24 protein-coding genes are annotated in these 25,775 nt (G+C 61.3%); 5 read left to right on the top strand and 19 right to left on the bottom strand.

Going from position 1 to position 25,775, the window contains the following annotated elements:
* Positions 1-44: 44 nt before the first annotated feature.
* The 6 genes from D1222_RS04085 to D1222_RS04060 form a co-directional block, all read right to left on the bottom strand.
* Positions 45-1,865, bottom strand: coding sequence for an AmpG family muropeptide MFS transporter (locus D1222_RS04085; protein WP_119452935.1), 1,821 nt, complete (start codon positions 1,863-1,865; stop codon positions 45-47).
* Entirely contained in the window at positions 1,862-3,334 is a 1,473-nt protein-coding gene (locus D1222_RS04080; RefSeq protein ID WP_119452934.1) for an ATP-binding protein, read from the bottom strand. Before D1222_RS04080 ends, D1222_RS04085 begins: the two co-directional genes overlap by 4 nt.
* 52 nt (positions 3,335-3,386) lie before the next feature.
* On the bottom strand, positions 3,387-4,937 hold the full coding sequence (locus D1222_RS04075; RefSeq protein ID WP_119452933.1) for a YifB family Mg chelatase-like AAA ATPase: 1,551 nt from the start codon (positions 4,935-4,937) through the stop codon (positions 3,387-3,389).
* A gap of 86 nt (positions 4,938-5,023) precedes the next feature.
* On the bottom strand, positions 5,024-5,437 hold the full coding sequence (locus D1222_RS04070) for a hypothetical protein (protein ID WP_147371813.1): 414 nt from the start codon (positions 5,435-5,437) through the stop codon (positions 5,024-5,026).
* Positions 5,438-5,464: 27 nt separating this feature from the next.
* Positions 5,465-6,415 carry a glutathione synthase gene (gene gshB, locus D1222_RS04065; protein WP_182481861.1) on the bottom strand — a complete coding sequence of 317 codons (951 nt, stop codon included), beginning with the start codon at positions 6,413-6,415 and terminating at the stop codon, positions 5,465-5,467.
* 158 nt (positions 6,416-6,573) lie between these two features.
* Entirely contained in the window at positions 6,574-7,080 is a 507-nt protein-coding gene (locus tag D1222_RS04060; RefSeq protein ID WP_119452931.1) for a fasciclin domain-containing protein, read from the bottom strand.
* A gap of 261 nt (positions 7,081-7,341) precedes the next feature.
* Here D1222_RS04060 and D1222_RS04055 point away from each other — a divergent pair, with 261 nt between their 5' ends.
* Positions 7,342-8,151 carry an META domain-containing protein gene (locus D1222_RS04055; RefSeq protein ID WP_119452930.1) on the top strand — a complete coding sequence of 270 codons (810 nt, stop codon included), beginning with the start codon at positions 7,342-7,344 and terminating at the stop codon, positions 8,149-8,151.
* 12 nt (positions 8,152-8,163) lie between these two features.
* On the opposite strand, the gene D1222_RS04050 is transcribed toward D1222_RS04055, so the two are convergent.
* Genes D1222_RS04050 through rsmI form a run of 3 tightly spaced genes read right to left on the bottom strand, consistent with a single transcriptional unit; the run spans position 8,164 to position 10,140 of the window.
* Positions 8,164-8,799 (bottom strand): BON domain-containing protein, encoded by a 636-nt coding sequence (locus tag D1222_RS04050; protein WP_119452929.1) that lies wholly within the window; start codon positions 8,797-8,799, stop codon positions 8,164-8,166.
* 38 nt (positions 8,800-8,837) lie between these two features.
* A complete protein-coding gene (locus D1222_RS04045; RefSeq protein ID WP_119453718.1) occupies positions 8,838-9,224 on the bottom strand; it encodes a YraN family protein in 387 nt (128 codons plus the stop codon).
* On the bottom strand, positions 9,217-10,140 hold the full coding sequence (rsmI, locus tag D1222_RS04040; RefSeq protein WP_119453719.1) for a 16S rRNA (cytidine(1402)-2'-O)-methyltransferase: 924 nt from the start codon (positions 10,138-10,140) through the stop codon (positions 9,217-9,219). The genes D1222_RS04045 and rsmI overlap by 8 nt, the downstream gene beginning before the upstream one ends.
* Here rsmI and D1222_RS04035 point away from each other — a divergent pair.
* The gene (locus D1222_RS04035) at positions 10,134-11,465 is read left to right on the top strand and encodes a penicillin-binding protein activator (protein ID WP_119452928.1); all 1,332 of its coding nucleotides are present in this window, start codon (positions 10,134-10,136) and stop codon (positions 11,463-11,465) included. The two genes, rsmI and D1222_RS04035, sit on opposite strands and share 7 nt — an antisense overlap.
* A gap of 15 nt (positions 11,466-11,480) precedes the next feature.
* Here D1222_RS04035 and D1222_RS04030 read toward each other — a convergent pair whose 3' ends face one another.
* Positions 11,481-11,885, bottom strand: a complete 405-nt coding sequence (locus D1222_RS04030) for a YkvA family protein (RefSeq protein WP_119452927.1) — start codon at positions 11,883-11,885, stop codon at positions 11,481-11,483.
* Between the two features lie 68 nt (positions 11,886-11,953).
* Here D1222_RS04030 and D1222_RS04025 point away from each other — a divergent pair, with 68 nt between their 5' ends.
* Complete coding sequence (locus D1222_RS04025) at positions 11,954-12,733, top strand: SDR family NAD(P)-dependent oxidoreductase (protein ID WP_119452926.1); 780 nt, start codon at positions 11,954-11,956, stop codon at positions 12,731-12,733.
* Positions 12,734-12,791: 58 nt separating this feature from the next.
* Here the strand turns inward: D1222_RS04025 and D1222_RS04020 are convergent, their stop codons facing one another.
* The 3 genes from D1222_RS04020 to D1222_RS04010 all read right to left on the bottom strand — a co-directional run bounded on the left by D1222_RS04020 (position 12,792) and on the right by D1222_RS04010 (position 14,503).
* Complete coding sequence (locus D1222_RS04020; RefSeq protein ID WP_119453717.1) at positions 12,792-13,334, bottom strand: DUF4199 domain-containing protein; 543 nt, start codon at positions 13,332-13,334, stop codon at positions 12,792-12,794.
* Between the two features lie 104 nt (positions 13,335-13,438).
* The gene (locus D1222_RS04015; RefSeq protein WP_119452925.1) at positions 13,439-13,885 is read right to left on the bottom strand and encodes a response regulator transcription factor; all 447 of its coding nucleotides are present in this window, start codon (positions 13,883-13,885) and stop codon (positions 13,439-13,441) included.
* 63 nt (positions 13,886-13,948) lie between these two features.
* Complete coding sequence (locus D1222_RS04010) at positions 13,949-14,503, bottom strand: CC0125/CC1285 family lipoprotein (protein ID WP_119452924.1); 555 nt, start codon at positions 14,501-14,503, stop codon at positions 13,949-13,951.
* 183 nt (positions 14,504-14,686) lie between these two features.
* Between D1222_RS04010 and D1222_RS04005 the strand changes: the two genes are divergently transcribed.
* Positions 14,687-16,234 (top strand): PQQ-dependent sugar dehydrogenase, encoded by a 1,548-nt coding sequence (locus tag D1222_RS04005; protein WP_233348504.1) that lies wholly within the window; start codon positions 14,687-14,689, stop codon positions 16,232-16,234.
* 46 nt (positions 16,235-16,280) lie between these two features.
* Here D1222_RS04005 and D1222_RS04000 read toward each other — a convergent pair whose 3' ends face one another.
* The 6 genes from D1222_RS04000 to D1222_RS03975 form a co-directional block, all read right to left on the bottom strand.
* Entirely contained in the window at positions 16,281-16,799 is a 519-nt protein-coding gene (locus D1222_RS04000) for a redoxin domain-containing protein (protein ID WP_119452922.1), read from the bottom strand.
* A gap of 137 nt (positions 16,800-16,936) precedes the next feature.
* Positions 16,937-18,373 carry an aldehyde dehydrogenase family protein gene (locus D1222_RS03995; RefSeq protein WP_119452921.1) on the bottom strand — a complete coding sequence of 479 codons (1,437 nt, stop codon included), beginning with the start codon at positions 18,371-18,373 and terminating at the stop codon, positions 16,937-16,939.
* Positions 18,374-18,481: 108 nt separating this feature from the next.
* The gene (locus D1222_RS03990; RefSeq protein ID WP_233348503.1) at positions 18,482-19,624 is read right to left on the bottom strand and encodes a DUF2891 domain-containing protein; all 1,143 of its coding nucleotides are present in this window, start codon (positions 19,622-19,624) and stop codon (positions 18,482-18,484) included.
* Between the two features lie 117 nt (positions 19,625-19,741).
* Complete coding sequence (locus D1222_RS03985) at positions 19,742-20,776, bottom strand: phytase (protein ID WP_119452920.1); 1,035 nt, start codon at positions 20,774-20,776, stop codon at positions 19,742-19,744.
* Positions 20,777-20,868: 92 nt separating this feature from the next.
* Positions 20,869-23,706 carry a TonB-dependent receptor gene (locus D1222_RS03980; RefSeq protein ID WP_119452919.1) on the bottom strand — a complete coding sequence of 946 codons (2,838 nt, stop codon included), beginning with the start codon at positions 23,704-23,706 and terminating at the stop codon, positions 20,869-20,871.
* A gap of 124 nt (positions 23,707-23,830) precedes the next feature.
* Entirely contained in the window at positions 23,831-25,336 is a 1,506-nt protein-coding gene (locus D1222_RS03975) for a helicase HerA-like domain-containing protein (protein ID WP_119452918.1), read from the bottom strand.
* 161 nt (positions 25,337-25,497) lie between these two features.
* On the opposite strand from D1222_RS03975, the gene D1222_RS03970 reads away from it, so the two are divergent.
* Positions 25,498-25,773, top strand: a complete 276-nt coding sequence (locus D1222_RS03970) for a YrhK family protein (RefSeq protein WP_119452917.1) — start codon at positions 25,498-25,500, stop codon at positions 25,771-25,773.
* The last annotated feature ends 2 nt before the right edge of the window (positions 25,774-25,775 follow it).

The raw sequence follows: 25,775 nt of genomic DNA, 5'->3' as shown, positions 1-25,775 counted from the left end.
CATCAGTGCGATGCGGCCGGGCCTTTTTGTTTGGGGTGCGGGGATCAGGCGCGTTCGGCGGCGTCCGATGAGCTGCCTGTGCCCGTATCCACGCCTGGAGGCGGCGCATTCTGCAGGACGGCTTCGCGGTCTGGCTTCATCTTGTGCGCAAACCAGGAGAGCAGGATCGCTGGCACGCCGAGCACGGCGGCAAACAGGAAGAACTTCGAATAGCCCTCGACGGTCGCTGCCGCATCGACGCCGCCGCTGAAGGTCTGCACCATCACGCCGGACGTGCCCGCCACCAGTTTGGGCCCGAGCGAGTAGACCGAGCTGAAAATGGCGTACTGCGTCCCCGCAAAGGATTTGGCGACCATGGTCGACATGAAGGCCACGAACACGGTGCCGGCATAGCCGCCCGCAATATTGTCCGCTGTCACCGCGATGAACAGCGGGACAAGACTGCTGGAGGGCTGGTTGACCAGCCACGCAAAGGTGAGATTGCCGAGCACCGAAACGATCGCGCCGATGATGAGCGAGGTGCGAAGCCCGAACTTCACCGCTGAAAAGCCCGCCATTGCGACACCGACAAAGATGATCCACGGGCCATAGGTACCGCTGACGATGCCGATGGCTTCAGCGTCATAGCCCATATGGGTGTAGGCGGGCTTTGCCATGATGCCCATGACGATGTCGCTGAGCCTGTAGGAGGATACGAAAAGCAGGATCAGCAGGGCGATCCAGCCATGACGCCAGAAGAAATCAAGAAAGGGCGCCATGGTCGGGTTGCGCAGCTGCGGGGCGTCCGGCTTCAGGCGGCGAATGAAGGGGATGGCGATGGCGCATGCGATGATCGGCGCCGCTGCGATATAGATGGCGGCTTGCGCGACTGTGCTGCGTTCCAGCTCAATGCCAAGCGCGCCGAATGCCGCTGGCAGGCCCGCACCGAGCAGGGCAGCGATAACGGCCACCACGAGGAAAGCGCCAACGGCAAAACCAATACCGAGAAACAGGCTGCTGGCGGAAAACTCCACACCGTCCGGCGGGCTTTTCAGGGCGAGCGTCGCAGCAATGACAAAGCCAACAGCGGCAGCGGCAGCAACGAGGTAGCAGAGCCATGAAATGCCGACCATCAGCGTGTGGCCGATCGTGCCGTCTTCCAGAACGCCAGCGAAAGAGCCGAAGGCGGAGGCAAAACCGACTGTTAGAAGGATCAGGCCCGCGGCAGCGGCGGCATGGATTCCATAGCGCCGGTCCCAGATCGCGAACACGAAGGCGGCTAGGCCCATCGTGGCGGCCATGACCCAATAGGCGACGGGGAAGCTGGCGACGCCTGCGATCACAAGCGCCACGCCGCCCGAGATCACCATGCCAACCTTGTAGCCATACTGGTAGGCGGCGGCGAGGGTCGCCTGTTCGTCATCATTGGCGGCAGCTTCGATCCGCCATGCGTCGATGCCGATGTCCTGCGTCGCGGAGCTGAAAGCGATCAGGAATGAGAAGAGCGCGGTGACAGCGAGGCTCGACGTCGGATTGGAAAAGCCGAGGCCGACCATGGAGAGCGCGATGCCGATCTGCGCGACAAAGATCCAGGCGCGGCGGCGACCGAACAATTTGGCAAGGCCGGGCGGGTCGAACCGGTCGACGAGCGGCGCCCACACAAACTTGAAGGAATAGGCGAGGCCAAACCAGGAGAAGAAACCGATCAGGGCTTCTTCAATGCCGCTCTCTTTCAGCCAGACCGAGAGCGTCGAAAAATAGAGAAGGAATGGCAGGCCGGCGGTGAAGCCGAGCACCAGCATCATCGCCATCTTCGGCTGGGCGAACTGCTTCAGCGTTTCGCCGACAGTGCGGTTGCCCGCCGTCGGTAGGGCGGTGTTGCTCATGCGGCTCCTTGCCGGCGTGCGGTCCAGTCAGTGGCGAGACGGCGGAGCGCTTCAGCATCGAGCGGTTTGGCGGCGACGCCATCGGCGCCGGATTTGCGCGCCCGGCGCTCGATTTCAGGGTTGATTTCTGCAGAGATCGCAATGATCGGCATGGTCTGTCCGGCCTCTCTAAGGGCTTTCATTGCTTCATAGCCGTCCATGATCGGCATACGCAAATCCATAAACACCAGGGCGGGCGAAATCGTCTTCGCTACATCGACGGCCTCGCGCCCGGTTGAGGCAACCGTGACGCTGAATCCGGCCGATTCCAAGGCACGCCGTGCAATCAGCGCATTCACCGGATTATCGTCTGCGATGAGGACGCGGCCGCCCGCGGATGCGGCGGGTTCTTCTTCACCGCCTTTGCCGCCTTGGGAGACCAACAAGACACGCTCGACGAGAGAGGAGCCGCGAAGCGGACGCACGAGCCAGCCGGTGACGCCCATCTTGTGAAAGCGGCTGATCAGACCGCGATCTGCGGGGCGTACCACAACAAGCACAGGGGCAATTCCGGTTAACGCCTTCAGGCTGCGTTCGGGAAGCTCTGCGGCGGCGATGACCAGTGTGGGACGCGCGCGGCGCGCCTCTTCTGCCGAATGGACAATTGAGACGCGCGCGCCGCTTTCTTCCAGCGCCCCCCAGGCCGACAGTGACGTCGAAGTCGGAAGGCCGGCAAAGGCGACGTGGATACCAGACAGCTTGTCGGAGCGGATCGTCTCTGCGTCGGCGATGATCTCAGCGGGCGCTTCTGCGCGAAAGCACGTGCCGTCGCCCGGCGCACTTTGCAGCGTGATCGAGCCGCCCATCGCCTCACTGAGGCGTTTCACGATGGCGAGGCCAAGCCCGACGCCGCCATCCTTGCGGGCATCATCGGGAGAGGTCTGCCGGAAGGCGTCGAAAAGGCGGGTCTGGTCTGCGGCAGCAATGCCCGGGCCTGTGTCGCGGACATTGAAGATGAGCTTGCCGTGCTGAAAATCCATGTCGACCAGGACACCGCCGCTTTCAGTAAATTTGAGCGCATTGCCGACGAGGTTGAACAGGATCTGGCGGAGCTTGCCTGCATCGGCCTTCATGCTGGCGGGCACGCCGGGACGGCAGAGCACGCCAAGGTCGAGGCCTGCTGCATGGGCTCGCGGGGACAGAAGCTCTGTGACTTCGCGGGCAAGGTCGCGCACGCAAAAGACTTCTGGCTCAAGCTCCGGCGCGGCCGTATCGAGGCGGGCATAGTCGAGAATGTTGTTAAGCAGATCGAGAAGACGCGAGCCAGACGCGCGGATCGCTTCGGCATATTCTTTCTGGGCCGGGTCGAGCTCAGTTTCCAGAAGCAGCGAGACCGTGCCGAGAATGCCGTTCAGGGGTGTGCGGATTTCGTGGCTGGTCGTTGCCAGAAAGGCCTGCTCGGCCGACGAAGCGTCATTCTTCTCTGTCATGGCGCCCAGTCCTACCGCCAAAGATTGAGCAATGACTTAACTGGCGCGGGGCTTAATGGGCGAGCGAGCGGGCAGTGCTGAGCGTCTCGCCCTCGGGCGGACGGCGGCGATAGGACAGCGCTTCGGCGACATGGGCGCGCCGCACCCCGCCCGCGCCATCAAGGTCTGCAATCGTGCGCGCGACTTTCAGGACCCGGTGATAGGCCCGCGCCGACAGGGCGAGCTTTGCGGCCGCATCCGCAAGGAGGGCGTTGGCCGACTCATCCGGTGAGGCGATATCCGTCAGGCTGTGGGTCGGGGCGTCTGCATTAATGGGGCGGCGACCATCGCCCGCGCCGAATTGTTCGAACCGGTCGGTCTGGATGTCACGTGCCTGCTGTACCCGTGCAGAGGCTTCAGCCGTGCCTTCGGTCGGGGCAGGCAGGGTAAGGTCGATCGCGGTGACGGGCGGGGTGTCGAAGAACAGGTCGATCCGGTCAAAGAAAGGCCCGGAGATGCGGGACTGGTACTGGCGCGCGCAGGCAGGTCCGCGCCTGCAGGCGCCGTCACCCGGCCCACCGCCGCAGCGGCAGGGGTTCATGGCCGCAACAAGCTGGAAGCGGGCCGGGTATTTCACATGGCGGTTGGCGCGCGAGATCACGACAGCGCCGTCTTCCAGCGGCTGGCGCAGGCTATCGAGCACCTGCGCCGGAAACTCCGGTAGCTCATCAAGGAAAAGGACGCCGTGATGGGCGAGAGAGACCTCGCCCGGCCTTGCCTTGATACCGCCGCCAACAAGGGCCGCCATGGAGGCCGAATGGTGCGGCGCGCGGAATGGGCGCTGGCGCGAAAGCTTGCCGCGCTCCAGCATTCCGGCAACTGATTGAATTTGCGAAACCTCAAGAAGCTCGGTCGCGGAAAGAGGTGGCAGCAGGCCTGGCAGCCGCTGGGCCAGCATCGATTTGCCTGAGCCGGGCGGCCCGCAGAAAAGCAAGTTATGTCCACCGGCAGCGGCAATCTCCAGCACGCGCTTGGCGCCGTCCTGCCCTTTCACGTCAGCTAAGTTCGGCACGGCCTGCGGCGGCGCGAGTTCTCCGGCGACAGGCGCAGGCAGGCTGACCCGGCCTGCGAAATGATTGATCATGGCAATGAGGCTCGGCACGGCGAGCGTCCCCTCGCCAGCCCAGGCAGCTTCCGGGCCGCAAACTTCGGGGCAGATGAGGCGCAGATCCATGGCCTGCGCAGCCATGGCTGCTGGAAGGACCCCCAGCGTCGGACCCAGCGCGCCGTCGAGTGACAGCTCTCCAATCGCGGCATGCCCGTCCAGTGCATCAGGCGCGATAACGCCCATTGCCGCCAGCATGGCGAGCGCGATTGCAAGGTCATAATGGCTGCCTTCCTTGGGAAGGTCAGCGGGCGCAAGGTTGACGGTGATCCGCTTGGGCGGCGTGGCGAGACCTATGGCGGAGAAGGCGGCGCGCACGCGCTCCTTGCTCTCGCCAACGGCCTTGTCTGGCAGGCCGACTATGGTGAAGAACGGATTGCCTGAACTGATCTGCACCTGAACGTCGACAGGCTTGGCCTCGATACCCTCAAAGGCAAAAGTCGTGACGCGGCAGACCATGGCAATATCCTTTCACTGTCCGGCCTAGCATGAGGCGCGGAACAAAGAAAGAACAATATCGCCCGAAGGTTTAATCGGGTGTCGGCCTAGTCGAGACGGATGACGTCGTCATCATCCTCAGTATTCACTTCCGGGGCTTCTCTCCGGCTGCGGGTCGCGATGTCAGCGGCCGGATTGTTGAGGCCCGGAACAGTGACTTCAGGCACATCACTCAGACGCGCGGCACTGGAGCCGGCTGGCATCGGAATATCCTCAGCCGGGGCAGGCGCATCCGGCGTGCGAAGATTGAAACCGCCGGAAGATTGCGGAGCAGCGACAGGTTCGCCCCCCGGTATCCGTAGATTGAAGCGCGAACTGGACGAGGTCGCGGCTGGTGCCTCGACAGCAGCAGGTGCGGCCGTCTGCGCCGACACGTTCTCCGGTTCGGCGGGCGCCTGCTCAGAACAGGCAGTTCCTGCCAGAGCGATTGCAAGGCCAGCGGCGAGCGAGAAAGCTTTCATATTCATTCCTCCAGAGTGTGCGCGACCTCAGGATTTGGCAACTCTATCTTGCACACAATCCCAGAAAATGGCGGCCGCATCGATACCGGAAAAGCGCTTCAGCTCCTGTATGCCGGTCGGCGAGGTCACATTTACTTCGGTCAGCTTGTCGCCAATCACATCAATACCGACAAAAAGCTGGTCGCGCCGGCGCAGCTCCGGGCCAATGATATCACAGATGCGTCGATCGATGTCGGAAAGCTCTGTCGGTTCTGCCGTCCCGCCGACATGCATGTTGGAGCGTGTCTCGCCCTTTTTGGGGCGTCGGTTGATCGCGCCAACCGCTTCACCGTTCACGAGGATGACGCGCTTGTCGCCATTGCTGACAGCCGGCAGGAAAGCCTGTGCGATCAGCGGTTCGCGGGTACGCTCAAGGAACATCTCCATTAGGGAAGAGAAGTTGCTGTCATCTTCCTTCATCCGGAAGACGCCCGCACCGCCATTGCCATAAAGCGGCTTGATGATGATGTCGCGGTGGTGGTCGCGGAAGGCTTCGATCGCCTTCAGGTCGCGTGAGATAAGCGTGTCAGGGATGATTTCCGGGAAGAGGAGCGGGAAAAGCTTTTCCGGGCCGGAGCGGACGAACTCTGGATCATTCAGCACCAGCGTCTGCCCCTTGAGTAGCTCGAGCAGGTGGCAGGCAGTGATGTAGGACATGTCGAAGGGCGGATCCTGACGCATCAGGACGACATCAATGTCGTCCGCCAAATCAAGCACCGTCTCATCGCCGAAAACGCCCGGCGTCTCTTTCACGCGCTGGACTGTTGCCGGGCGCGCGCGTGCGAGCAGCCTGCCCGTGTCAAAGCTTAGATGCTGCGGGCCATATACGAACAGCTTGTGGCCACGTGCCTGCGCTTCTTCAGCCAGGGCGAAAGTGGTGTCGGCGTTGATATTGACCTCTTCCAGCGGGTCCATCTGGATCGCGATCCGCAAGCTCATGGCGCCTTGCCCTCCATCAAATCTCTTCTGACTGGCTATATGAAGATGATTGCCTGCTTTGATAAGCGCCTAGCGGGCATTGCTTTGGCGGCAGGCACAAAAAAACGCCCCCTCCGTGGTGGAGAGGGCGCTTTCGCAATCCCTGGGAGGAAGGGGATTTATTCTGGCAGGATGACGCCGTCGATGGCGTGGATCACACCATTGGAGGTGTAGACGTCTGCCATGATGACTTCCGCGCCGCCGACAGTGATGGAATGGCCATCATTCACGACTTCGATCGTCTCGCCGCCAAGGGTTTCAACTTCGGTCGTACCTTCAGCGATGTCCTTGGACTTGATCTTGCCGGCCACGACGTGAAGCTTCAGGATCGCCTGCAGCTGGTCGATATTCTCGTCCATCAGCAGGGTCTCGACCGTGCCGTCCGGCAGCGCTGCGAACGCGTCATTGGTCGGTGCGAAGACCGTGAACGGGCCATCGCCTTGCAGCGCTTCGACCAGACCGGCTTCAGACACTGCGGTGACGAGGGTCGAGAAGTCTTCCTTGGAAGATGCGGTCTCAACGATGTCCTTTTTGTCGGACATTTCCGAATGGCTGTCAGCAAAAGCGACGCCAGCGCCGCCAACGAAGAGGGCGGTGGCTGCGACGGATGCAAAGAACTTTTTCATGGGGGAGGCTCCTTCTTGTTTGTGGAGCCATGTCTACGGCCGGTAAATCCGGCTGGATCATTAAAAAATGTATAATAAACAAGGTGGTGTAACAGAATAAATCGCCCCTGTTCTATCGTTACGACCAGAGACTGGTAGTGGATCACTCAACCGTGAATTTCTGAAATCAGAAGCGCTATTAGTCTAGGCGACGCCCTGCAGAACTTGCTGAATGGCGGTGCGTGGCGATAAGGATCGATAACGCCAGACAAGAGGTCTTTCATGAAACAAATGTCGCTCGCCTGCTGCGGACTGGTCCTACTGACCGCCTGCGCTCAGACCAATCTGGCAGAAACGGCCCCAGCGCCCGCACCGACAGGCGAGGTTGCTGCGCCGGAAGCGGAAACGACCATGCAAGAGAAAAGCGTCTTCGGATCGCTGACCTATCGCCAGCGTATTGCGCTGCCTCAGGACGCGGTCGCAAACCTTTCGGTGATGCGCGTCGAGGCCACCGGCGAGACCACGCTGGCCGAGCAGAGCTTCGCGCTGAATGGCCGCCAGGTACCAATTCCGTTCGAGATTACTGTCACTGAGGATGGCGAAGCGTCTGGCACCGAAAGCCTGAATTTCACGGCCACCATCCTCGACAATGCAGGTGAACTTCTCTGGCAGACCGAGGATGCGCTAAGTTTCGTGGCAGACGCGGCGCGCAACGATCTTGGCATGGTCATGCTGTCGCCAGCCGGGCGCGATGAGGTGACCCTGTCTGATGTTGCTGGTCGTGACTGGATGATTGCCCGCCTCAACGGAGAGCCGGTGATGACCTCTGCGCCGATCGTGCTGCGCTTTGATGCGAACGGTCAGATCAGCGGCAATGCGTCGTGCAATGCCTACACGGCGAGCGGTACGATTGAGGACAGCATCCTATCCATTGGGCCAATCGCCCTGACGCGCAAGGCCTGCATGCCTGAAGTCATGGAGCAGGAAGCCTTCTTCCTCGACCTTATGGAGAATGTCTCACAGATGCAGATCGATGAGACCGGCCTTCTCACCATGACGTCGGACTGGGGCGAGACGCTGACGGCCCGCTAGGGGCGCTGCCTTCTAGTAGACAGCTCCGCCAAGCAGCTCGTCGTCCGGTGCACGGGTGACGGCGCCGGCGCGGCGAGGCGTTTCGCGCACGCGGACATAGGAGACGACCCGGTTCACGCCGCCAACGAGGCTCGCCTTCTCGGCAGCGGCCTCAAGTTCAGCGTCCGAACGGGCAAGCCCCATCAGATAGACGACGCCATTATACGTCTCGATGTTGAAGTTGACGCTCTTGATGTCACGGGCGGCGATTAGGGACGAGCGGACCCGCGCCGTGATCAGCTCATCGGAGGCATTGGCGAAAAAGCCGCCGGGCGCTTCGATCTGGATCTCATTGGCGACATCTGTCACGCGGGTCGAGCTCCAGGCGATATCTTCGGCCTTCACCCGCATCTCCGGGCTGGCGACGCGGCCTGACAGTAGGGCGAGGCCGTTGGAAACCTCGACATCCACTTCGCCATAACCGCCTTCTGCCAGCAGCTTGGCCTTGATCTCATTCGAAGCAGATGCGTCGTCGACCGCCTCTCCGACTGTGCGGTCCTGAACGGCGGCGACACCTACGGCGCCTGCGGTACCAACAGCGGCGGCAACGCAGCCGCCCAGCGCAAACGTGCTCAGAAGGAGCGGGGCCATGAGACGTGTAATAGCCATGTGAGCCTCTTCGGTTCTTAGTCTAGTCTGTAACCGCCCTAGCGTCCGCTTGGGGCGAAATCTGGGCGCCACTGGTCAGCCAGGTGCACGGGCCTGCTGCGCGGCTGGATCACCATCAGGTCAAAGCGCCAGCTGAGCGCGCGAAGGTCGGGCCGGCGCGCAGTCCAGCTGTCAGCCGCGCGGTTGATGCGTTTCCAGGAAGAAGCAGTGACCGCATTCGCTGCGGTTGTGAAGTCAGCGCGTGCCTTCACCTCAACGAAGGCGAGGACGCCGCCCTTGCGTGCAATCAGATCAATTTCGCCAACAGGCAGGCGTACGCGCTTCGCAAGGATGCGATAGCCCTTCAGGCGAAGCCAGAGCGCGGCCAGTGTTTCGGCGCGGCGGCCGCGCGTTTCTGCTGCCTGGCGCCGTCCCTTCCTAGCCATTCTTGAGCTGCAGCGCGCGCTGATAGAGATCACGCTTCGAAAGGCCGAACACATCGGCCACCTCATTGGCGGCCGCCTTCATCGGCAGGCGCTGCATGGCGTCGATAAGCGCGGTATCGATATCGCCCGCCTCAGCCGCCCGTACCTCTGGCGGGCCGATCAGAACGACGATCTCGCCCTTCGGTGCGCCATTGGTTTCATAGTGAGCCGCCAGTTCTTCCAGCGTGCCGCTGCGCACTTCCTCGAACAGCTTGGTCAGCTCGCGCGCGACAACACAGTCGCGCCGCGGTCCAAGCGTTTCTGCAAGGTCGGCCAGCGACGCGGCGAGCCGTGAGCCGCCTTCATAGAAGATGAGGGTCGACGGCACCACCTTCAGTTCTTCTGCGGCGCGCTTGCGCGGGCCCGTCTTTGGCGGAAGGAAGCCGCAGAACATGAACCGGTCGCTCGCAAGACCCGACGCGACAAGACCCGCAAGCATCGCCGATGCGCCCGGGACGGGAATGATCCGCACACCCGCTTCGCGTGCTTCATGCACCAGCTTCCAGCCCGGATCGGACACAAGCGGCGTGCCAGCATCCGAGATCAGCGCCAGGCGCGCGCCGTCTGCGAGCCGCTCAATCAGGCCGGGGCGGCGCTCGGCCCCATTATGGTCATGATAGGGGCTCAGTTTCGCGTGAATGCCATGGGCATCAAGCAGCTTGCGGGCAACGCGCGTATCCTCTGCGAGGATTTCATCCACAGCGGCGAGCGTGTCCAAAGCGCGAAGTGTAATATCTCTGAGGTTGCCGATTGGCGTCGACACAATGTAGAGCCCGGGATCAAGACGCGCGACTTCATGTTGCGCGGGCCTCGGCCCGGCACTAGTCTCGCCAGACCTCTGGTCGCTCGATCGAGAAGAAGGAAAACTTGATGACATCTGGTCTACCATCGCGCTTTGCGCGTCTTGCGCCAAGCCTTGTGCTGGCAAGTTTTCTGCTGGTGGCCGCCTGCGCGACCGATCCGATGCGTCCGCCTGCGCCGATCGAGACCGGGCAAAGCCGCGGCGACCGCGGAAATGACCGCACGGATCGCGCTGACCAGGGCGTCGAGGAAGAAGGCCTCGATGGCCTCCACGACGATGAAGGCATCACGCCAGCCGACAATGTGCCCGAAGCTGACAATGGCTATTTCACGCCGGACTTCATGGGCGACCGCGATCTGTTCCGTATTGGCGTGCTTCTTCCATTCTCGCACCCCAATTCCGGCGTGCGTGCCGAAGCCGAAGGCATGCTGGCCGGTATCGAAATGGCGCTCTTCGACCATGCAGGCGAGAACATGCTGGTCCTTCCGAAAGACACGGCAGGCTCCCAAAGCCAGGCCATCGCCATGGCGCAGGAAGTGCTTGATGAGGGCGCAGATGTCATCCTTGGTCCGCTCTTCGGCACCAATATCGAGGCGCTGAACCGTGAGGGCCTTGGGGCTGAGACCCAGATCATCGGCTTCTCCAATGACAGCAGCGTTGCAGGCGGCAACACCTGGCTCGCCTCAATCACGCCGGAGCAGGAAGTCGCTGCGCTGGTCAGCTATGCTGTGTCACAAGGCTATCGCCAGTTCGCCTATTTCGGGCCGCAGAGCGCTCTTGGCCAACGCATCGAAACCGCCCTCCAGCGTGAAGCGAGCCGTGTCGGTGGCCGCGTGGCCGCAAGCGGTTTCTATCCAGAAAGCACGCAGTCCCCGGATTCCGAGGCGCGCTATATCGCGAATGCGGTGAACAACGCCCAGCAGGGCGGCGGCAAGGTCGCCATCCTCATCCCGGAGCGCGGCACACAGCTTCGCCGCGTCGGCCCGCTTCTCAGCTATTACGGCATGAGCCGCAATGTGCAGATGATGGGTCTTTCCGGTTGGGACGACCGCGCGATCTGGCGTGAGCCGTCACTGCGGGGTGGCTGGTTCGTTGCGCCATCGCGTGATGACGTTCAGGCCTTCAACACCAAGTTCCAGCGCATCTATGGCACCGGCCCAAGCTCGCTCGCCTCCACCGCCTATGACGCAGCCGCTCTCGTCAGCCAGCTTGGCGCAGACGGCGAAGTCACCCGTGACGAAATCGCCTCGCAGGACGGATATCTTGGCGTGAACGGTGTCTTCCGTTTTGACCGCTCCGGCACGACGGAGCGCCGCCTCTCGATCTATGAGGTTGCAGGCTCGCAGGGCGCCGTTGAGATCAACAAGGCCGCGCAGACCTTTGACCCGGGCACCAGCTAGGCGGCTAAGCCGCTTTTAGGCGTCGTCATTCTGGGGTTCTGGAAGGTCGAGTAGCCTGCGGGCGGCCCGGCGGTGGCGTTCGCGCACTTGCGCCCCGACAATCGACAGCGCCGTCGCGAGAACCGTCGCATCGTCTGCAAAGCCGAAGCCGACAACAAAGTCCGGCACCCAGTCAGTCGGCAGCACGAAATAGCCCAGCGCGGCGAACAGCACGGCCTTCGCCTTGCGCGGTGTTGCTGGGTCCACTGCTGCGTAATACGCAGCCGCCAGATCATCCGCGAACGGGACACGTCCAGCGACCCGCAAAAGCTTCGGCATGAAGCCTTTCCGGGTGCGCCTGCGGTCGCGTTCAAGCGATAGCGGCAGGGCGCGTGGCCCATCCTCTCCGTTCTCGATCACAATTTCCGTTGGGTGACGCATTGGCACAGCCTTTCTTGCCTCTATAGATCGCTCGCATCAGCCGAACGTTCAAGGGAGACCTATCAGACATGAAACTCAGCTCAGACATCAGCGCGGTTATCACAGGCGGCGCATCGGGCCTCGGCGCGGCCACTGCAAGACAACTCGCCTCGCACGGCGTGAAGGTCGCTCTGTTCGACCTCAACGAAGAAAAGGGCGAAGCCCTCGCCAAGGAACTCGGCGGCGTTTTCTGCAAGGTGAACGTCACCGATGAAGCGTCTGTCGACGCAGGCTTCAAGAAGTCGCGCGAAGCCATCGGCCAGGAGCGTATCCTCGTGAACTGCGCCGGTACGGGCAACGCGATCAAGACCGCAAGCCGTGACAAGAACAGCGGCGAGATCAGCCACTTCCCACTCGACAAGTTCGACCTCATTATCCAGATCAACCTCGTCGGCACCTTCCGCTGCATCGCGAAGTCTGCCGCTGGCATGATGACGCTGGACCCGATCGACGGTGAGCGCGGTGCGATCGTCAACACCGCTTCGGTTGCGGCTGAAGACGGCCAGATCGGTCAGGCAGCTTACTCCGCTTCCAAGGGCGGCGTTGTTGGCATGACGCTTCCAATCGCACGTGACCTCTCGCGCGAAATGATCCGCGTCAACACGATCCTGCCAGGTATCTTCAACACCCCGCTGCTGCAGGGCGCCCCGGAGAACGTCAAGCAGGCGCTCGGCGCGCAGGTGCCGAACCCGGCCCGCCTCGGCAACCCGGAAGAGTATGCATCGCTCGCAGAGCAGATGATCACCAACGCCTACTTCAACGGCGAAGATGTCCGCCTCGACGGCGCCATCCGGATGGCACCGCGCTAAGCGTCGGCCATACCCACGATCTGATGAAGCCCGCTCAGAAATGAGCGGGCTTTTTCATTCAGGCCTCTCGCGCCGGAAGAAACTTCCTGTTGCGCAACAATAGCGCGCTCACCAGCGATACGAGAACGCCTATGGGGAGGATCTCGGTGATCGTGATCGGGATGCGGAACAGCGGATTGGCGTACATCTCGGCGAAGCCGCGCATCCTTTCTGCGTAAGCTGCAAGCTCTGCGCCTGACATGCCTTTCGCCTCGGCAGCCTCAATCGAGGCATTGGCATAGTCGCTCCCGAAATCGAGACCGGTGATCACCAGCGTCACTTCCCAGGCGAACGCATAGATCACGGCCGCCAGGGCGCTGATGGCGAGGCCCATGCCAAAGGCGGGCAGGAATTTGATCACGCCCCCCTGCGCAATGTCCCGCTGGCGCTTGACGGCGATGAAGATGAAGCTCATCGCGACCAGCATGGACGCATAACCGATGAGCGCGCCAATGCCGTTCTCCTCCATCGGCACGTCCCTGAAGGCCATCATCATGACCAGCAACGTCCCACCCGCGATCAGGCCTGCAATCACCCCGGCCCAGCCAATTCGTTTCAGCATCTGATAGTCTCCCTGTTTCAGAGGCATCTCTCTGGCGCCTGAACTGCCCGGTCGCCTATCGCCCAAAAGGGTGATTTTCGTGAAATCACCCGAATGTGCATCGACTAGCTGACAATGTGCAGCTCCCGCGCCTTCTGGATGGCTTCGGTCCGGCGGCGCGCGTCGAGCTTCTCAAGCAGGCGCGAGACATGCGTCTTGACCGTATTGGGCGAGACACCCAGCGTGCGCGCGATTTCCTTGTTGGACTGACCTGCCGCGAGAAGCTCCAGCACCTCGAACTCGCGGTCACTGATGCCGAGTGTCGCCCGCGCCTGCGGGTTGCCGGCCGAAGCGCTCGGCGCGGTCTTGCGAAACAGCTGCGCCCCGACCCAGACGCCAAGGATGAGAAAGAGGGCAGCGAGGAGCGAGACCAGCAGGCCCCCCGGCTGGAAGCGCGCAAACTGCGCATACTCAATCCATTGCAGCACCAGCACACCTCCGGCGAGCAGCAGCCCATAGGCCACGAGGCTCAGAACTGAAACTGCCGGTTTGCCTGTCTTTCGTGCGGCCATGAAAAATCCCCCGGCCTTCACTTAAGACCGGGAGACTGAATTTGGCCAGCGCTGCTTGCGTGCTTAGCGCGGCTGCGGCCGCATGATCGTGCCGGACAGGTTCGCCAGCACGTCACGCGCGTCGAAATAGGCCGGATCATCCGGGGATGGCCCACGGCCCATCAGGATTTCAGCGGACGCTTCAAACCGTGTCACTTCGCGGTAATCTGGCGCGCGTGAGAAAAACGGGTCGTTAAAGCCGCCCCAATGGTGCGGGTAATAGGCGATCGCACGCCCCCGCGGGCCGTAGAAGCGGTAATGCGGGCTGAAATGGCTGTAAGTGCCCCCAACGGGGACAAAGCTGCGGTCTGCGTCCGTGGTGCGACGGACCATGCGGAAATTGTCATAGCCGGTCTGCACCGTCAGCTCTGCTGCGCGATAGAGGAGATAGGTCTCCACCGTCTGGCGGTCGGTCAGGCTGTTGCCCGAGAAGTTCACGACCCAGCGGTTCTGCTCGATCTGTTGCTCGGTGTAACCGCGGTCGGATGGCGACGCGGCCTGATAAGGCGTGGCTGTCGCGCAAGCGCCTAGCAGCGCAAGCGAAGCGAGGGCCGGGATAAGATATGTCTTGGTCATCATGTCAGAATGTCCTGGAGATGCTGTCCCCATTATATTGGGTGAAGCTGAACGCGAGGCAACGTCAGCACCGCGATCTGTAATGGTTGCAGCAGGCGGCGGGTTCTGCAAAAGACTGGATATGAACTTTCCTTAAGATTGAGGCATCGCGCCAAAGTCTAGTCAGACACGAAACTGGAGCCCCTCATGAGGCGTATGCTTTGCACCGTATCCACACTGCTTCTCGCCGCAGCTTGCGGTGGCGGTGACAGTAGCGGAGGGCCATCGGCGCCGCCGCCTCCACCTCCTCCCCCGCCACCGCCGTCGAATAACGCGCCAGAGTTCACCTCTGCGTCGAGCATCAGCGTTGAGGAGAACACGACCGGTGTACTCTTTACCTTCGAGGCGACGGATGCGGACGGCGATGACATCAGTTTTGCGTTCACCGGCCCGGGTGACTCGCAGCTCTTCGATCTCGATAGCGACACAGGAGAGCTTTCGGCGCGCTCACCTATCGACTTCGAACGCCCGGCGGATGCCGATAGCGACAACGTCTACGAGATCGACGTCGAGGCGAGCGACGGTAAGGGAGGGACGACAAGCACGACACTCTCCCTCACGGTTGCCGACGTCGCTGAAAACGGCACGATCGTCACCATAAGTGGGACCTTCTTCGAGCCGGTTTTTGTAGCCCCGATACCTGGCACTGAATTGCTTGCAGTTGTTGAAAAGGCGGGTGAGGTCTACGCCTACAACCCTGCGACAGGCGCGCTTGCAAGCCCGCTCTTCCTGAATCTTGCGGGCGATCTCTCCTACTCCGGAGAGCAGGGCCTGCTCGGACTTGCTTTCTCTCCGGACTACGAGACAGACGGCACGATCTACATTAACGTGACCAACACGTCCGGCGATACCGAGATCCGGCGCTACACCGCGTTTAGCGGATCAAGAACCCAGATCGACCCATCCACCAAGGATGTCATCCTGCGCGTTGCCCAACCTGCGAGTAACCACAATGCGGGCTGGATCGGCTTTTCCAATGACGGTCTTCTATACGTGCCGCTTGGTGATGGAGGCGGTTCGGGTGACCCGAACGAGAATGCGCAAGATCCGGATGAACTGCTCGGAAAGGTCCTGCGCATCGACGTGAATGGCGACGATTTCCCGGGTGATGATCTGCGCGACTATGCCATTCCGGCTGGCAATGCATTTGAGGGCGGTGGCGGGCGTCCCGAGATCTTCGCACTCGGCGTGCGCAATCCCTACCGGGGCAGCGTAGACCCCGTAACGGGTGACCTGTTCTTCGGCGATGTCGGTCAGGACGCGATCGAGGAGATCAATCGGCTTCCGGCAGATGGAGCGGGGACGAACTTTGGTTGGGATACCCGCGAAGGTACCCAACAATTCGAAGGCCCGGACGATGCCGCTTTCACGCCCCCTGTCGCCGAATATGCGCACGGCAATGGGCCGTTTGAAGGCAGCTCAGTTGTGGGCGGATATGTCTATCGCGGCAGCATTGAGGCGGTTCAGGACCACTATGTCTTTGGCGATTTTATCACAAACAATTTCTGGTCTGTGCCGGAAAGCGATCTCGTCATTGGCCGGACGGTGCCTTCAAGCGATTTTCAGCGGCTGAATGACGTGTTTGAGGGGGCAAACCTCGTCGGTTCGATGTCGAGCTTTGGACTCGATCAGGAAGGGCGGCTGCTCATCCTGAACTATTCAGGCAACCTGAACCGCCTCGAAGACCAGCAATAAAAGAAAAGCCCGCCTTCGAGGCGGGCTTTTTAATTCAGGGTCGGGTCTACCGAGTGCCGCGTGGCGGGTAGTCTTTCTTCTCGACAAACTCAATGCTGCTGACGACATCATCGAGGGCGGGGCGGGCGAATGGGACGGACTGCACCCACCCCATATGATAGTCCGTGCCCTTGAAGACGAGCAGGGCTGGTTCAGCGAAAACGTCCGGCTCATCATCATTGATTGCTTCAGACGTGTAGAGGCCGAACTTTTCGATAAAGTCCTCGCCAATCTCGTAGGCGATCGGAAGCTGGTCCAGCTCCCACTCCTTATGGGCTTTCTCCGCGCGCGACTTGTCTTCCATCGTTGCGGCGACAACGCTGATGCCTTTGCCGGCAATATCCTTCAGCTTGCCGCTTAGCTCTTTCAGCTGTTTCTTGCAGAGCGGGCAATGCAAGCCGCGATAGACAACGATCATCCGCCATGGATGCGCGTCATCATCCTGCTCACCGAGCGACCAATTGGTCCCGTTGATGAGGTTCAGGGAGAGAGGGGCTGCGTTGTGGCCGGGTTTGATCTCAGTCATGTGTGCTCCTGTGAATGCGGTACGCTGAGCTAACAGACAGGGTGCCGACGCGTTCCGCGGACAGCTGGCGCCCGCGACAAAAAAGCCCGCGGGTTTGACGCCGCGGGCTTTGATTTGGTTGCCTTTAAAGGCGGGGTTTAGGCTGGCGCGTTACCGAAGACCGTTTTCACTTCGAGGAATTCCTCAAAGCCGTAGTCGCCCCACTCGCGGCCGATACCCGACTGCTTGTAGCCGCCGAATGCGCCGGTCGCGAAGTCCGGACCTGCGCCATTGATGTGGACGTTACCTGCGCGGATCTGGTTGCCGACCTTGCGGGCATGGTTGAGGTCGGACGACTGCACATAGGACGACAGGCCGTAGACTGTGTCGTTTGCGATGCGGATCGCGTCTTCTTCAGTCTCGTAAGGCAGGATGCAGAGAACCGGGCCGAAGATTTCTTCGCGGGCAATCGTCATGTCGTTGGTGACGTTCGCAAAGACGGTCGGCTTGGTGAAGTAGCCCTTGTTGAAGCCTTCTGGACGGCCGGTACCACCGGTGACGAGGGTTGCGCCTTCGTCGATGCCCTTCTGGATCAGGTCCTGCACCTTGTTCCACTGGTTGCCATTGGCGATCGGGCCCATCGCGCCACGAGGGGCTTCGTCACCTGCACCAACCTTGACCTGCTCAGCGGTTGCCTTGGCAATCGCAATCGCCTCTTCCTGCTGGTCCTTCTGGACAAGCATACGCGACGGCGCATTACAGGACTGGCCGGTATTGGTCATCATCTGCATGACGCCGCCAGCGACAGCCTTTTTCAGGTCCGCATCCGGCAGGACGATGTTCGGGGACTTGCCGCCGAGTTCCAGCGCGACGCGCTTGACGGTCGGGGCAGCAGCCTGGCTGACGAGAACGCCTGCGCGGGTCGAACCGGTGAAGCTCATCATGTCGATGCCAGGGTGCTGTGACATGTAGGCGCCAACGCCTGGGCCATCGCCATTGACGAGGTTGAAGACGCCCGGTGGCACGCCTGCATCGTGGAAGATTTCTGCGACGATCATCGCGTCGAGCGGTGCAATCTCAGACGGCTTCAGCACCATGGTGCAACCCGTCGCGATTGCAGGCGCAACCTTACAGGCGATCTGGTTTTGCGGCCAGTTCCACGGAGTGATGAAACCGCAGACGCCGATCGGCTCCTTGCGGATCAGGGTCGCGCCGCGCTCTTCTTCCCACTGATACTCGCGCAGGATCTTGGCAGCGGTCATGTAGTGACCCATGCCGGCTGGCACCTGGGCGGCGTTCGCTAGCCACATTGGCGCGCCCATTTCATCAGAGATGGCCTTGGCCATGTCGCCAGCGCGTTCCTGGATGCCGGCAGCGATCTTTTCCAGAAGCTCTGCGCGGAACTCGATGGAGGTCTGCGAGAAGGACTCGAAAGCGGCTTTCGCGGCTGCGACAGCCTTGTCTACGTCGGCTTCAGAGCCGAGTGAGATGCGCGCAAACGGCTCTTCAGTGGCCGGGTTTTCAACTTCGAGGGTGCGCGGCGTTTCCGGGTCGACCCATTCGCCATTGATATAGAATTTGAGATAGTCCTGCATGGTCCCGTTCCTCTCACTTGGTTCTTGTCTGTTGCCACGTATCTAAGGGGCGCGGCGGGCAATTAAAAGCGCTATCGCCCCGTCACCCTTGTGAATTCGAATTAAGGCTCAGTCGGCCCTGCCCGCGCCAGTGAGGCCGCGGCGGGTTTCAAGATAGGTCGCAAAGCTCGCCAGCCAGTGGCTGCCTGAATAGTGCTCGTCCGAAACGGCGGCGATGCCGGCTTCCTTATGAACCTCGGCGGCGGCCAGCAGACCAGCGCGTCTTGGGTCATCGTCCGGTAGGCCAGCCGCCATGCCCTCCAGCGCCCAAGCGCGTGACAGGTTCACCCCGTCCAGATGCACCAGCTTGCCATCGGACGGGTCAAGCACGACGCCAGGCGCAAGCCAGTTTGCGCTGCCATCTTCTGGCAGGTCCGGCAGGAAGCCTGAAAGCCATGCGGCAAACTCCTGCGGCTCCAGAATGCGGCGCATCAGGTCAGCTTCCATAAGGCATGGTGACAGGAAGTCCTCGCCAGAAGGCTCATAGCCGATGGGGCAGTTTACATCCTCAAGGTGGAAGCCGCGGATCTTGTCCGTCAGCGCCGCTTCCAGCGCCTCGTCGCCGACTGTGCGGGCGTAATCCAGCATCAGGCCAAAGGCGAAAGCGGTCTGGTTATGCGTGCCGAGGCGGATCGGGTAGGAGAGCTTTGGAAGCCAGTCCATCGTATTGGCGACGATCTCGGCTTCGAGCGGGCGCAGCGTTTCGCGCCATTCAGCAAGCTGCGGGTCGTTGCTCTCTTCCAGCTCCGCGATCAGCTGCAGGAACCACGCAATGCCGTAGGGCCGCTCGAATGAGGCCCGGTCCTCACGTTGATAATAGGCAAGCTCGCCTTCAATGTTCTCTGGCGTGAAGCTCTGCGCCAGCCTGGTGCGGATCTCGTCTTCGAGCGTGCTGTCCGGGGCGGTGTTCAGCGTGCGCACCAGAAGCCAGTGGCCATGCACCGACGAGTGCCAGTCGAAGCAGCCATAGAAGGCAGGCGTCAGTTCGCGCGGCGCGCGGGCGTCCTCATCGGACTGCATGACGTGACTGATCTTGTTCGGGTATTCGCGGTGCACGCAGTCCAGCGCGAGGCGGGCAAAGCGGTCGGACAGCGACAGCGCCGCGTCTGTGGTCTCGCTCATGCCGGTCTCGCTCTCTTCGGGCATGGCGTGGGCAGGCAGGGCGCAGAGCGCCGCAGCGGCGAGAAATGTCTTGAGAGAAGGTTTAAGCACGACGTCGGATATCCTCCTGCTGGCAACTGCGTCACGCTAGTCGTGACCCTTCGGCGGCGCAAGAAAAAGGGCCGACCTCGCGGCCAGCCCTCTCATTCCTCGCAGGACGCAAGCAGATCAGTCGTTGAGACCAAGTGCCACTTCAATGTCGGCCCAGTCGGCGATCTTGAAGTTCTGATCGATCTCCGATGTCGGGTTTGCATCGTCCTGAACGATGACGATACCGCGCGGATAGCCGGGCAGGGCGGCTGACGACACATGAAGGCCGTCCGTATGGGTGACGGCATCGACGCTGCCGTCCTCGCTTTCGGTAACCGTAAATACTCCGCGCACTGCATGCGGAGCGGCGCGGTCATAGACGACGAAGCGGTCTGCTGCCTGCGCTGAGGCGACGAGATAGCCATCCGTGCCCTCGCCAACCCAGAGCGACAGGCCCTCGACATCGGCGACGAGGCCGTTGCCCGCCTCGATCGTATCGACGATTTCTGGCGTGCTGTCTGACTGGCGCAGGTCCAGCTTCCAGATGCCATGCTCTTCCTCGCCAATGAAGGCGATACCTGCGGCGTCGTCTACCACGCAGCCTTCCAGCTGAAGCTGGCCGAACTGGCCGACCTGCAAGCTCCGCTGGAGCGTGACGCCAGCATCCGTGCTCTCCCAGATCTGGATGGAGCCGTCCTTGTAGGTCGGGATGATCAGCACAGTATCGTCAACCTCGCCCATACAGATGCCGTAAGGCTCTGCCTTGCCGGTCTGCACATCGCCGGTATGCGTGACCTCGCCGGTGTCGGCGTCGATGCTGAACATGGTAATGGTGTTGAATTCATCATTCGACGCGGCAGCCACATTGCCGCGAACATCGACATTGTTGACCTGACCGACATCGAGGAACTGAAGCTCTGCGCCCGAAAGGTCATAGACGTGCAGGCCCTCATCCTTGTTCGTGCCGAGGATCAGGCTTTTCGAGACGTCGCCTGCATGCACCCACAGCGCCGGGTCGTCGGCGCGGTCGCCTGTGCCGGGCATCGGGTCGGTTTCGAAGGCGGCGGCAATGGGCTGGGCCACGATGCCGTCATCGACCCAGACATCATCGGTTGCGCAGGCAGCAAGCGTCGCAGCAGCCGCGCCGGCGAGCAGAAGGATACGGAAAGTCATGCGGAAATTCTCCTGAAGGGTACCGTTTGAAATAGCAGCGGGCCGAGGCGCGTTTTGCGCTCCGGCCCGCCTTCTGGCCATGCTGCCAGTGACTAGTACGTCAGGCGGGCGCCGAAGACGACTGTCGTGCCGAACTCGTCATATTGCGAGAGGCGGCGCTCGTCGCCGAAATAATAGTATTCCGGCTCATCGGTGAGGTTCTTGCCTTCCAGATAGATCTGGAGGTTGTCGTTCACGTCGTACTTGGCAGAAGCCTCGACGAGGAGTCGATCGTCGGTCGTCCGGTCCAGATTGGCTTCGACCAGCTCATCGAGATAGTCGCCGCGATAGTTCGCCGAGACGCGAAGGTCCCATGGGCCACGATCATAGCCGAGCGCGACGTTCCAGATCATGTCCGACTGTTTGAGGAAGCGAACATCACGGCCATCCGGCAGCGTCGCCTCGCTCTCGGTCAGCGTCAGGTTTGCCGAGACGAGAAAGCCCTGAAGCGCACCTGCAAGGTCGCCAAGGTCCTGCACATAATTCAGCTCAAGGCCGTAGATTTCGCTCGAGCCGACATTGATGAAGGTCGAAACCTCCTCGACTTCGCCGCCGTCCGTGTCGTCGCCATTGAGGTACTCAGCCGGAATGGCAGAGAGGTCCACATTGCCCGGCACGTCGCCAATGTCGAAGGTGGCCGGGAATATGGCGTTCGAGATGTCCTTGTAGAACACGCCCGCAGAGAGAACCGATAGCTGGGTCGGGTAGAACTCGATGCCGAGGTCGAAATTGTTCGCTTCGAGCGCGTCGAGGTTTGGGTTGCCGATCTCTGCTTCGTCGCGGTCATCATTGATGAACACGAACGGCGCCATCTCACCGAAGGCCGGACGGACCACGGCGGCGTAGTAAGCCGCGCGGCCAATCAGGCGGTCGCTGAACTCATACTTCGCGTTCACGCTCGGCAGGACGTTCGTATAGTCATTGCTGAAGTTCGTGACGGAGGCGGTGAGGTCATCTTCCAGCACGACGCGGCCGCGCAGGTCGATCTTCGATTGCTCGATCCGCACACCCGGCACCAACGTCAGGGCGCCCAGGTCGAACGTCCCCATGACATAGCCAGCATAGATCTGCTCATCGATCTCATAGTCTTCGCCATTGGAGTCGAAGAAGCTGCCTTCCTCATCGAGGTCGCCCGCGCCAAACGCGTTGCGCAGCGTGCGGGTCAGGGCCGGGTCCGGCCAGGTCGGCTGCTGATTGCCGAGACGCCAATTGCCGATGAAGCTGTCGCGAGCATAGTTCAGCAGATTGATGGAGCTGTCCTCATAGATGAGGATGTTCACATCACGGATCTTTTCGCGGTCACGAACTTTCAGGCCCGCTTTCCAGGTGACAGGCGTGTCGCCGATCAGGCTGTCGCGGGAGATGTTGAACTGGCCAGCAAACTCGGTGTCCTCATTGACCGTGAACTCACGCTCATAGGAATCGAGATTGTAGTTCGCCGGATCGTAGATCGCGTCGAGGATGGCCGCGCCGGACCAGACAGGGCGTTCCGGCTTGAAAAAGTCGACCGTTGCATTCTCCGGCACATCGTCCTGGATGTCCTCATAGCGGAAGGTCGCGTCATGGTTGTCGCTGTCGTCTTCCTCGGCATAGGCGTAGGACAGCTCATAGTCGGCTTCCCAGTCGCCCCAGATGGACTGGCCGCCAAGCGCCACAGTCTGGATCTGGCGAACCTCACGGCGCACGCGAACTTCTGCGCCCATCTCATTGAGCGGCAGCGATGCGGTGAAACGCGTGACCTGCGAGCCGTCAGCAACGACATCGTCGCCATTATCATCTTCATCCGTGACGTCATTCAGGTCGCGGAACTGGAGGACGTTGCGGACCTCATCGTCTTCGTAATTGTTGAACAGTGTGCGCAGGTAGAGGTCGGTCGTCTCATTGAGGCGCCAGTCAAAGTTGGCGACGAGGCCCATGCGCTCACGGTTGAGGCCGTACCAGCGATGCTCATAGCCATCGCTGAGATAGTAGTCGCCATTCGCGAGCTGGGACCACTCATCGGCCTCGTTATTGTGGGTCTCGATGCGCAGGTCCTGATAGTTCAGCGACACGGCCACGCCGAGCTTGTCGCCGAACACGTCTGAATAGGTCAGCGTAGCTTTCGGTGAGAGGTCCTGCGAAATCTCATTATAGGCGCCTTCCAGCTTGGCGCGGATAAAGCGGCCATCACGGTCGAAGGCAGAGATGGTGGTGAGGTTGATGACGCCGCCCAGGCTGTCGGCATCGACATCAGGGGTTAGCGACTTCTGGACTTCGATGCCGTCAAGCAGGTCGGATGGCACACCATCGAGGAGGACGCCGCGGCGGTCTTCAGGGGACGGGGCTCGCACGCCGTTGATCGAGGCAGAGATGAGGTCGGTATTGATACCGCGGATGGAGACATAGCGGCCTTCACCCTGGTCGGTCTCGATGGAGAGACCGGGAACGCGCGCCAGCGAGTCAGCGACCGTCGTATCAGGGAAGTTACCAAGGCCATCTGAGTCGATCACATTGATGATCGCGTTGGAGGCACGCTGCTGGTTGATCGCGCCGGCCTGCGCGGCGGCCGAGCCAACCACGAGCACGTTATCGAGATAGCGCACGTCACCGCCGAGCTGGATGTCGAGCTGGGTGTCGTTCACGACGCTGACTGTTTCGGTAACTGGCGCGGCGCCGATATAGCTGACCGACAGCGAATAGTCGCCTGCCGGGATATTCGTGAAGCGATAGTCGCCATACCGATCGGTTGTGGTTGAGCGGTCGAGGCCCTCAATGCGGACAATGGCACCTTCGAGTGGCGCCTCGCCTGTCGCGTCAGTGACCTGACCGCGCAGGATGTCTGCCGACGCGATCTGCGCAATACCCGCGCTGACCAGCGCTGTCGTGACTAGCTTGCTGTACCGGAATTTCATGTGAACACACCCCTCTTGAACAAGAGTGGGCGGTTAGCATTCATCGACGTCAGTACGGCGACGGTTTCGTATCAGATTGATAACGCTACCAAGACGCTTCTGTGACGACCTGTTGCGGGCGCGGTCAACGGCGCTTCATGCCGCCCAGAATGCCGCGCAGGACATAGCGGGCGACATCTCGTGCAATCGTGCGTGTCGCGGTTTTCATCGCCGCTTCACCAACTGACTGGCGGCGGGAAGAGCGGCGACGGGTCTTCTTCTTTTCCAGCTCGCGCTTGGCTTTTTCCTCTTGTTCAGCAAGACGCTCTGCCTCCTTGGCAGCGGCTTCTTCCTTGGCGTTCAGGATTTCGTATGCCGACTCCCTGTCAGCCACCTTGTCATACTGACGGGCGACGGGGCTGGCCGACATGATGCCTGCGCGCTCATCATCACTTATCGGGCCCAGTTGCGAGGAAGGCGGGCGGATCAGCGTGCGCTGGACCACGCCTGGGGTCGATTTCGCATCAAGCGTGGAAACCAGCGCTTCGCCGGTGCCGAGCGCGGTAATCACTTCCTCGGTGTCGAAGGCAGGGTTCGGACGGAAGCTTTCTGCGGCGGCGCGCACGCCTTTTCTCTCGGTCGGTGTGTAGGCGCGCAGGGCATGCTGGATACGGTTGCCAAGCTGGGCGAGGACGCTGTCAGGCAGGTCGCGCGGGTTCTGTGTCACGAAATAGATGCCGACCCCTTTGGAGCGGATGAGGCGCACCACCTGCTCGATCTTTTCGACGAGCGCCTTCGGAGCGTCCTTGAAGAGGAGGTGGGCCTCATCAAAGAAGAAGACGAGCTTCGGCTTGTCCGGGTCGCCCACTTCAGGAAGCTGCTCGAACAGCTCAGACAGGAGCCAGAGCAGGAAGGTTGAATAGAGCTTCGGCGAATTGATGAGGCGCGTTGCGTCCAGCACGTTCACAATGCCGCGCCCGTCATCTGCGTTGCGCATGATATGGGAGAGGTCGAGGGCAGGCTCTCCAAAGAACAGCTCCGCGCCCTCACGTTCCAGTCGCAACAGGTTGCGCTGGATCGCGCTCAGCGAGGCCGTCGCGACATTGCCATAACGAAGCGAGACCTCTTCGCGCACTTCCTTGTCGCCGAGATGGATCAGCAGCTTCTGAAGATCTTTGAGGTCCAGCAGAAGCAGGCCCTCATCATCGGCATATTCGAACGCGACGGTCAGGACACCTTCCTGCGTCTCGCTGAGGTCCATGAGGCGGGACAGGAGCGTCGGGCCCATCTCCGCGATCGTGGAGCGGACGGCATGGCCTTTCTCGGCGAACACGTCCCAGAAGACGGCTGGGACATCGTGATAGCTATAGTCCTCGAAACCAATCTTGGAGGCGCGGGACGTGAAGGCCTCGTGCAGCTTGAACGTCTCGCTGCCAGACTTGGCGATGCCGGAGAGGTCGCCCTTCACATCGGCGCAGAAGACAGGCACGCCTTCACTGGAAAAACCTTCAGCCATAATCTGCAGGGTGACGGTCTTGCCCGTGCCCGTCGCGCCAGCCACGATACCGTGTCGGTTCGCCTGCTTCAGCAGAAGCCGTTGGGCTTCATTCTGATTTTCGCCGCCGCCACCGATATAGATGCTGTCGCCCATCCGCTCGCTCCTTGATCTCACGGGGGCGGAAGCTAGCCGTAAACGCCGCCGCCGCAAAGGCTTGGACGTCGCCGAAAAGTCGCGCCCCGAATTTTGACCTCAGCGCGTGCCGGAGCCAATCTGAAAACCACGCATTCTGACACAGCACGAGGAGCCGGAGCATGAGCAAGCGATCCCATCAATGGATGAACTTTCACACCGACAAGCACGGTGAAGTCTTTGGCAATTACCAGAAACTCTACGATGCAGTGGACGCCGCTGCCGCTGTCGCTTTTGTCGTTGGATCGGCGCTCTTTTTCAGTGACCGGACACAGCTGGCGGCGACCTGGCTATTCCTGATCGGATCGGTCTTTTTTGCAATCAGGCCTTGCGTCCACCTCGCGCGTGATTTCCACATGGCGCGTCTGCCGAACGGCGAGACGGAACAGCGAAAGTAGGA

The sequence above is a fragment of the Henriciella algicola genome (assembly GCF_003576245.1).
GTDB lineage: Bacteria > Pseudomonadota > Alphaproteobacteria > Caulobacterales > Hyphomonadaceae > Henriciella > Henriciella algicola.
Note: the sequence above shows the minus strand (reverse complement) of the source record. Positions and strands in the feature narration are given on the sequence as shown.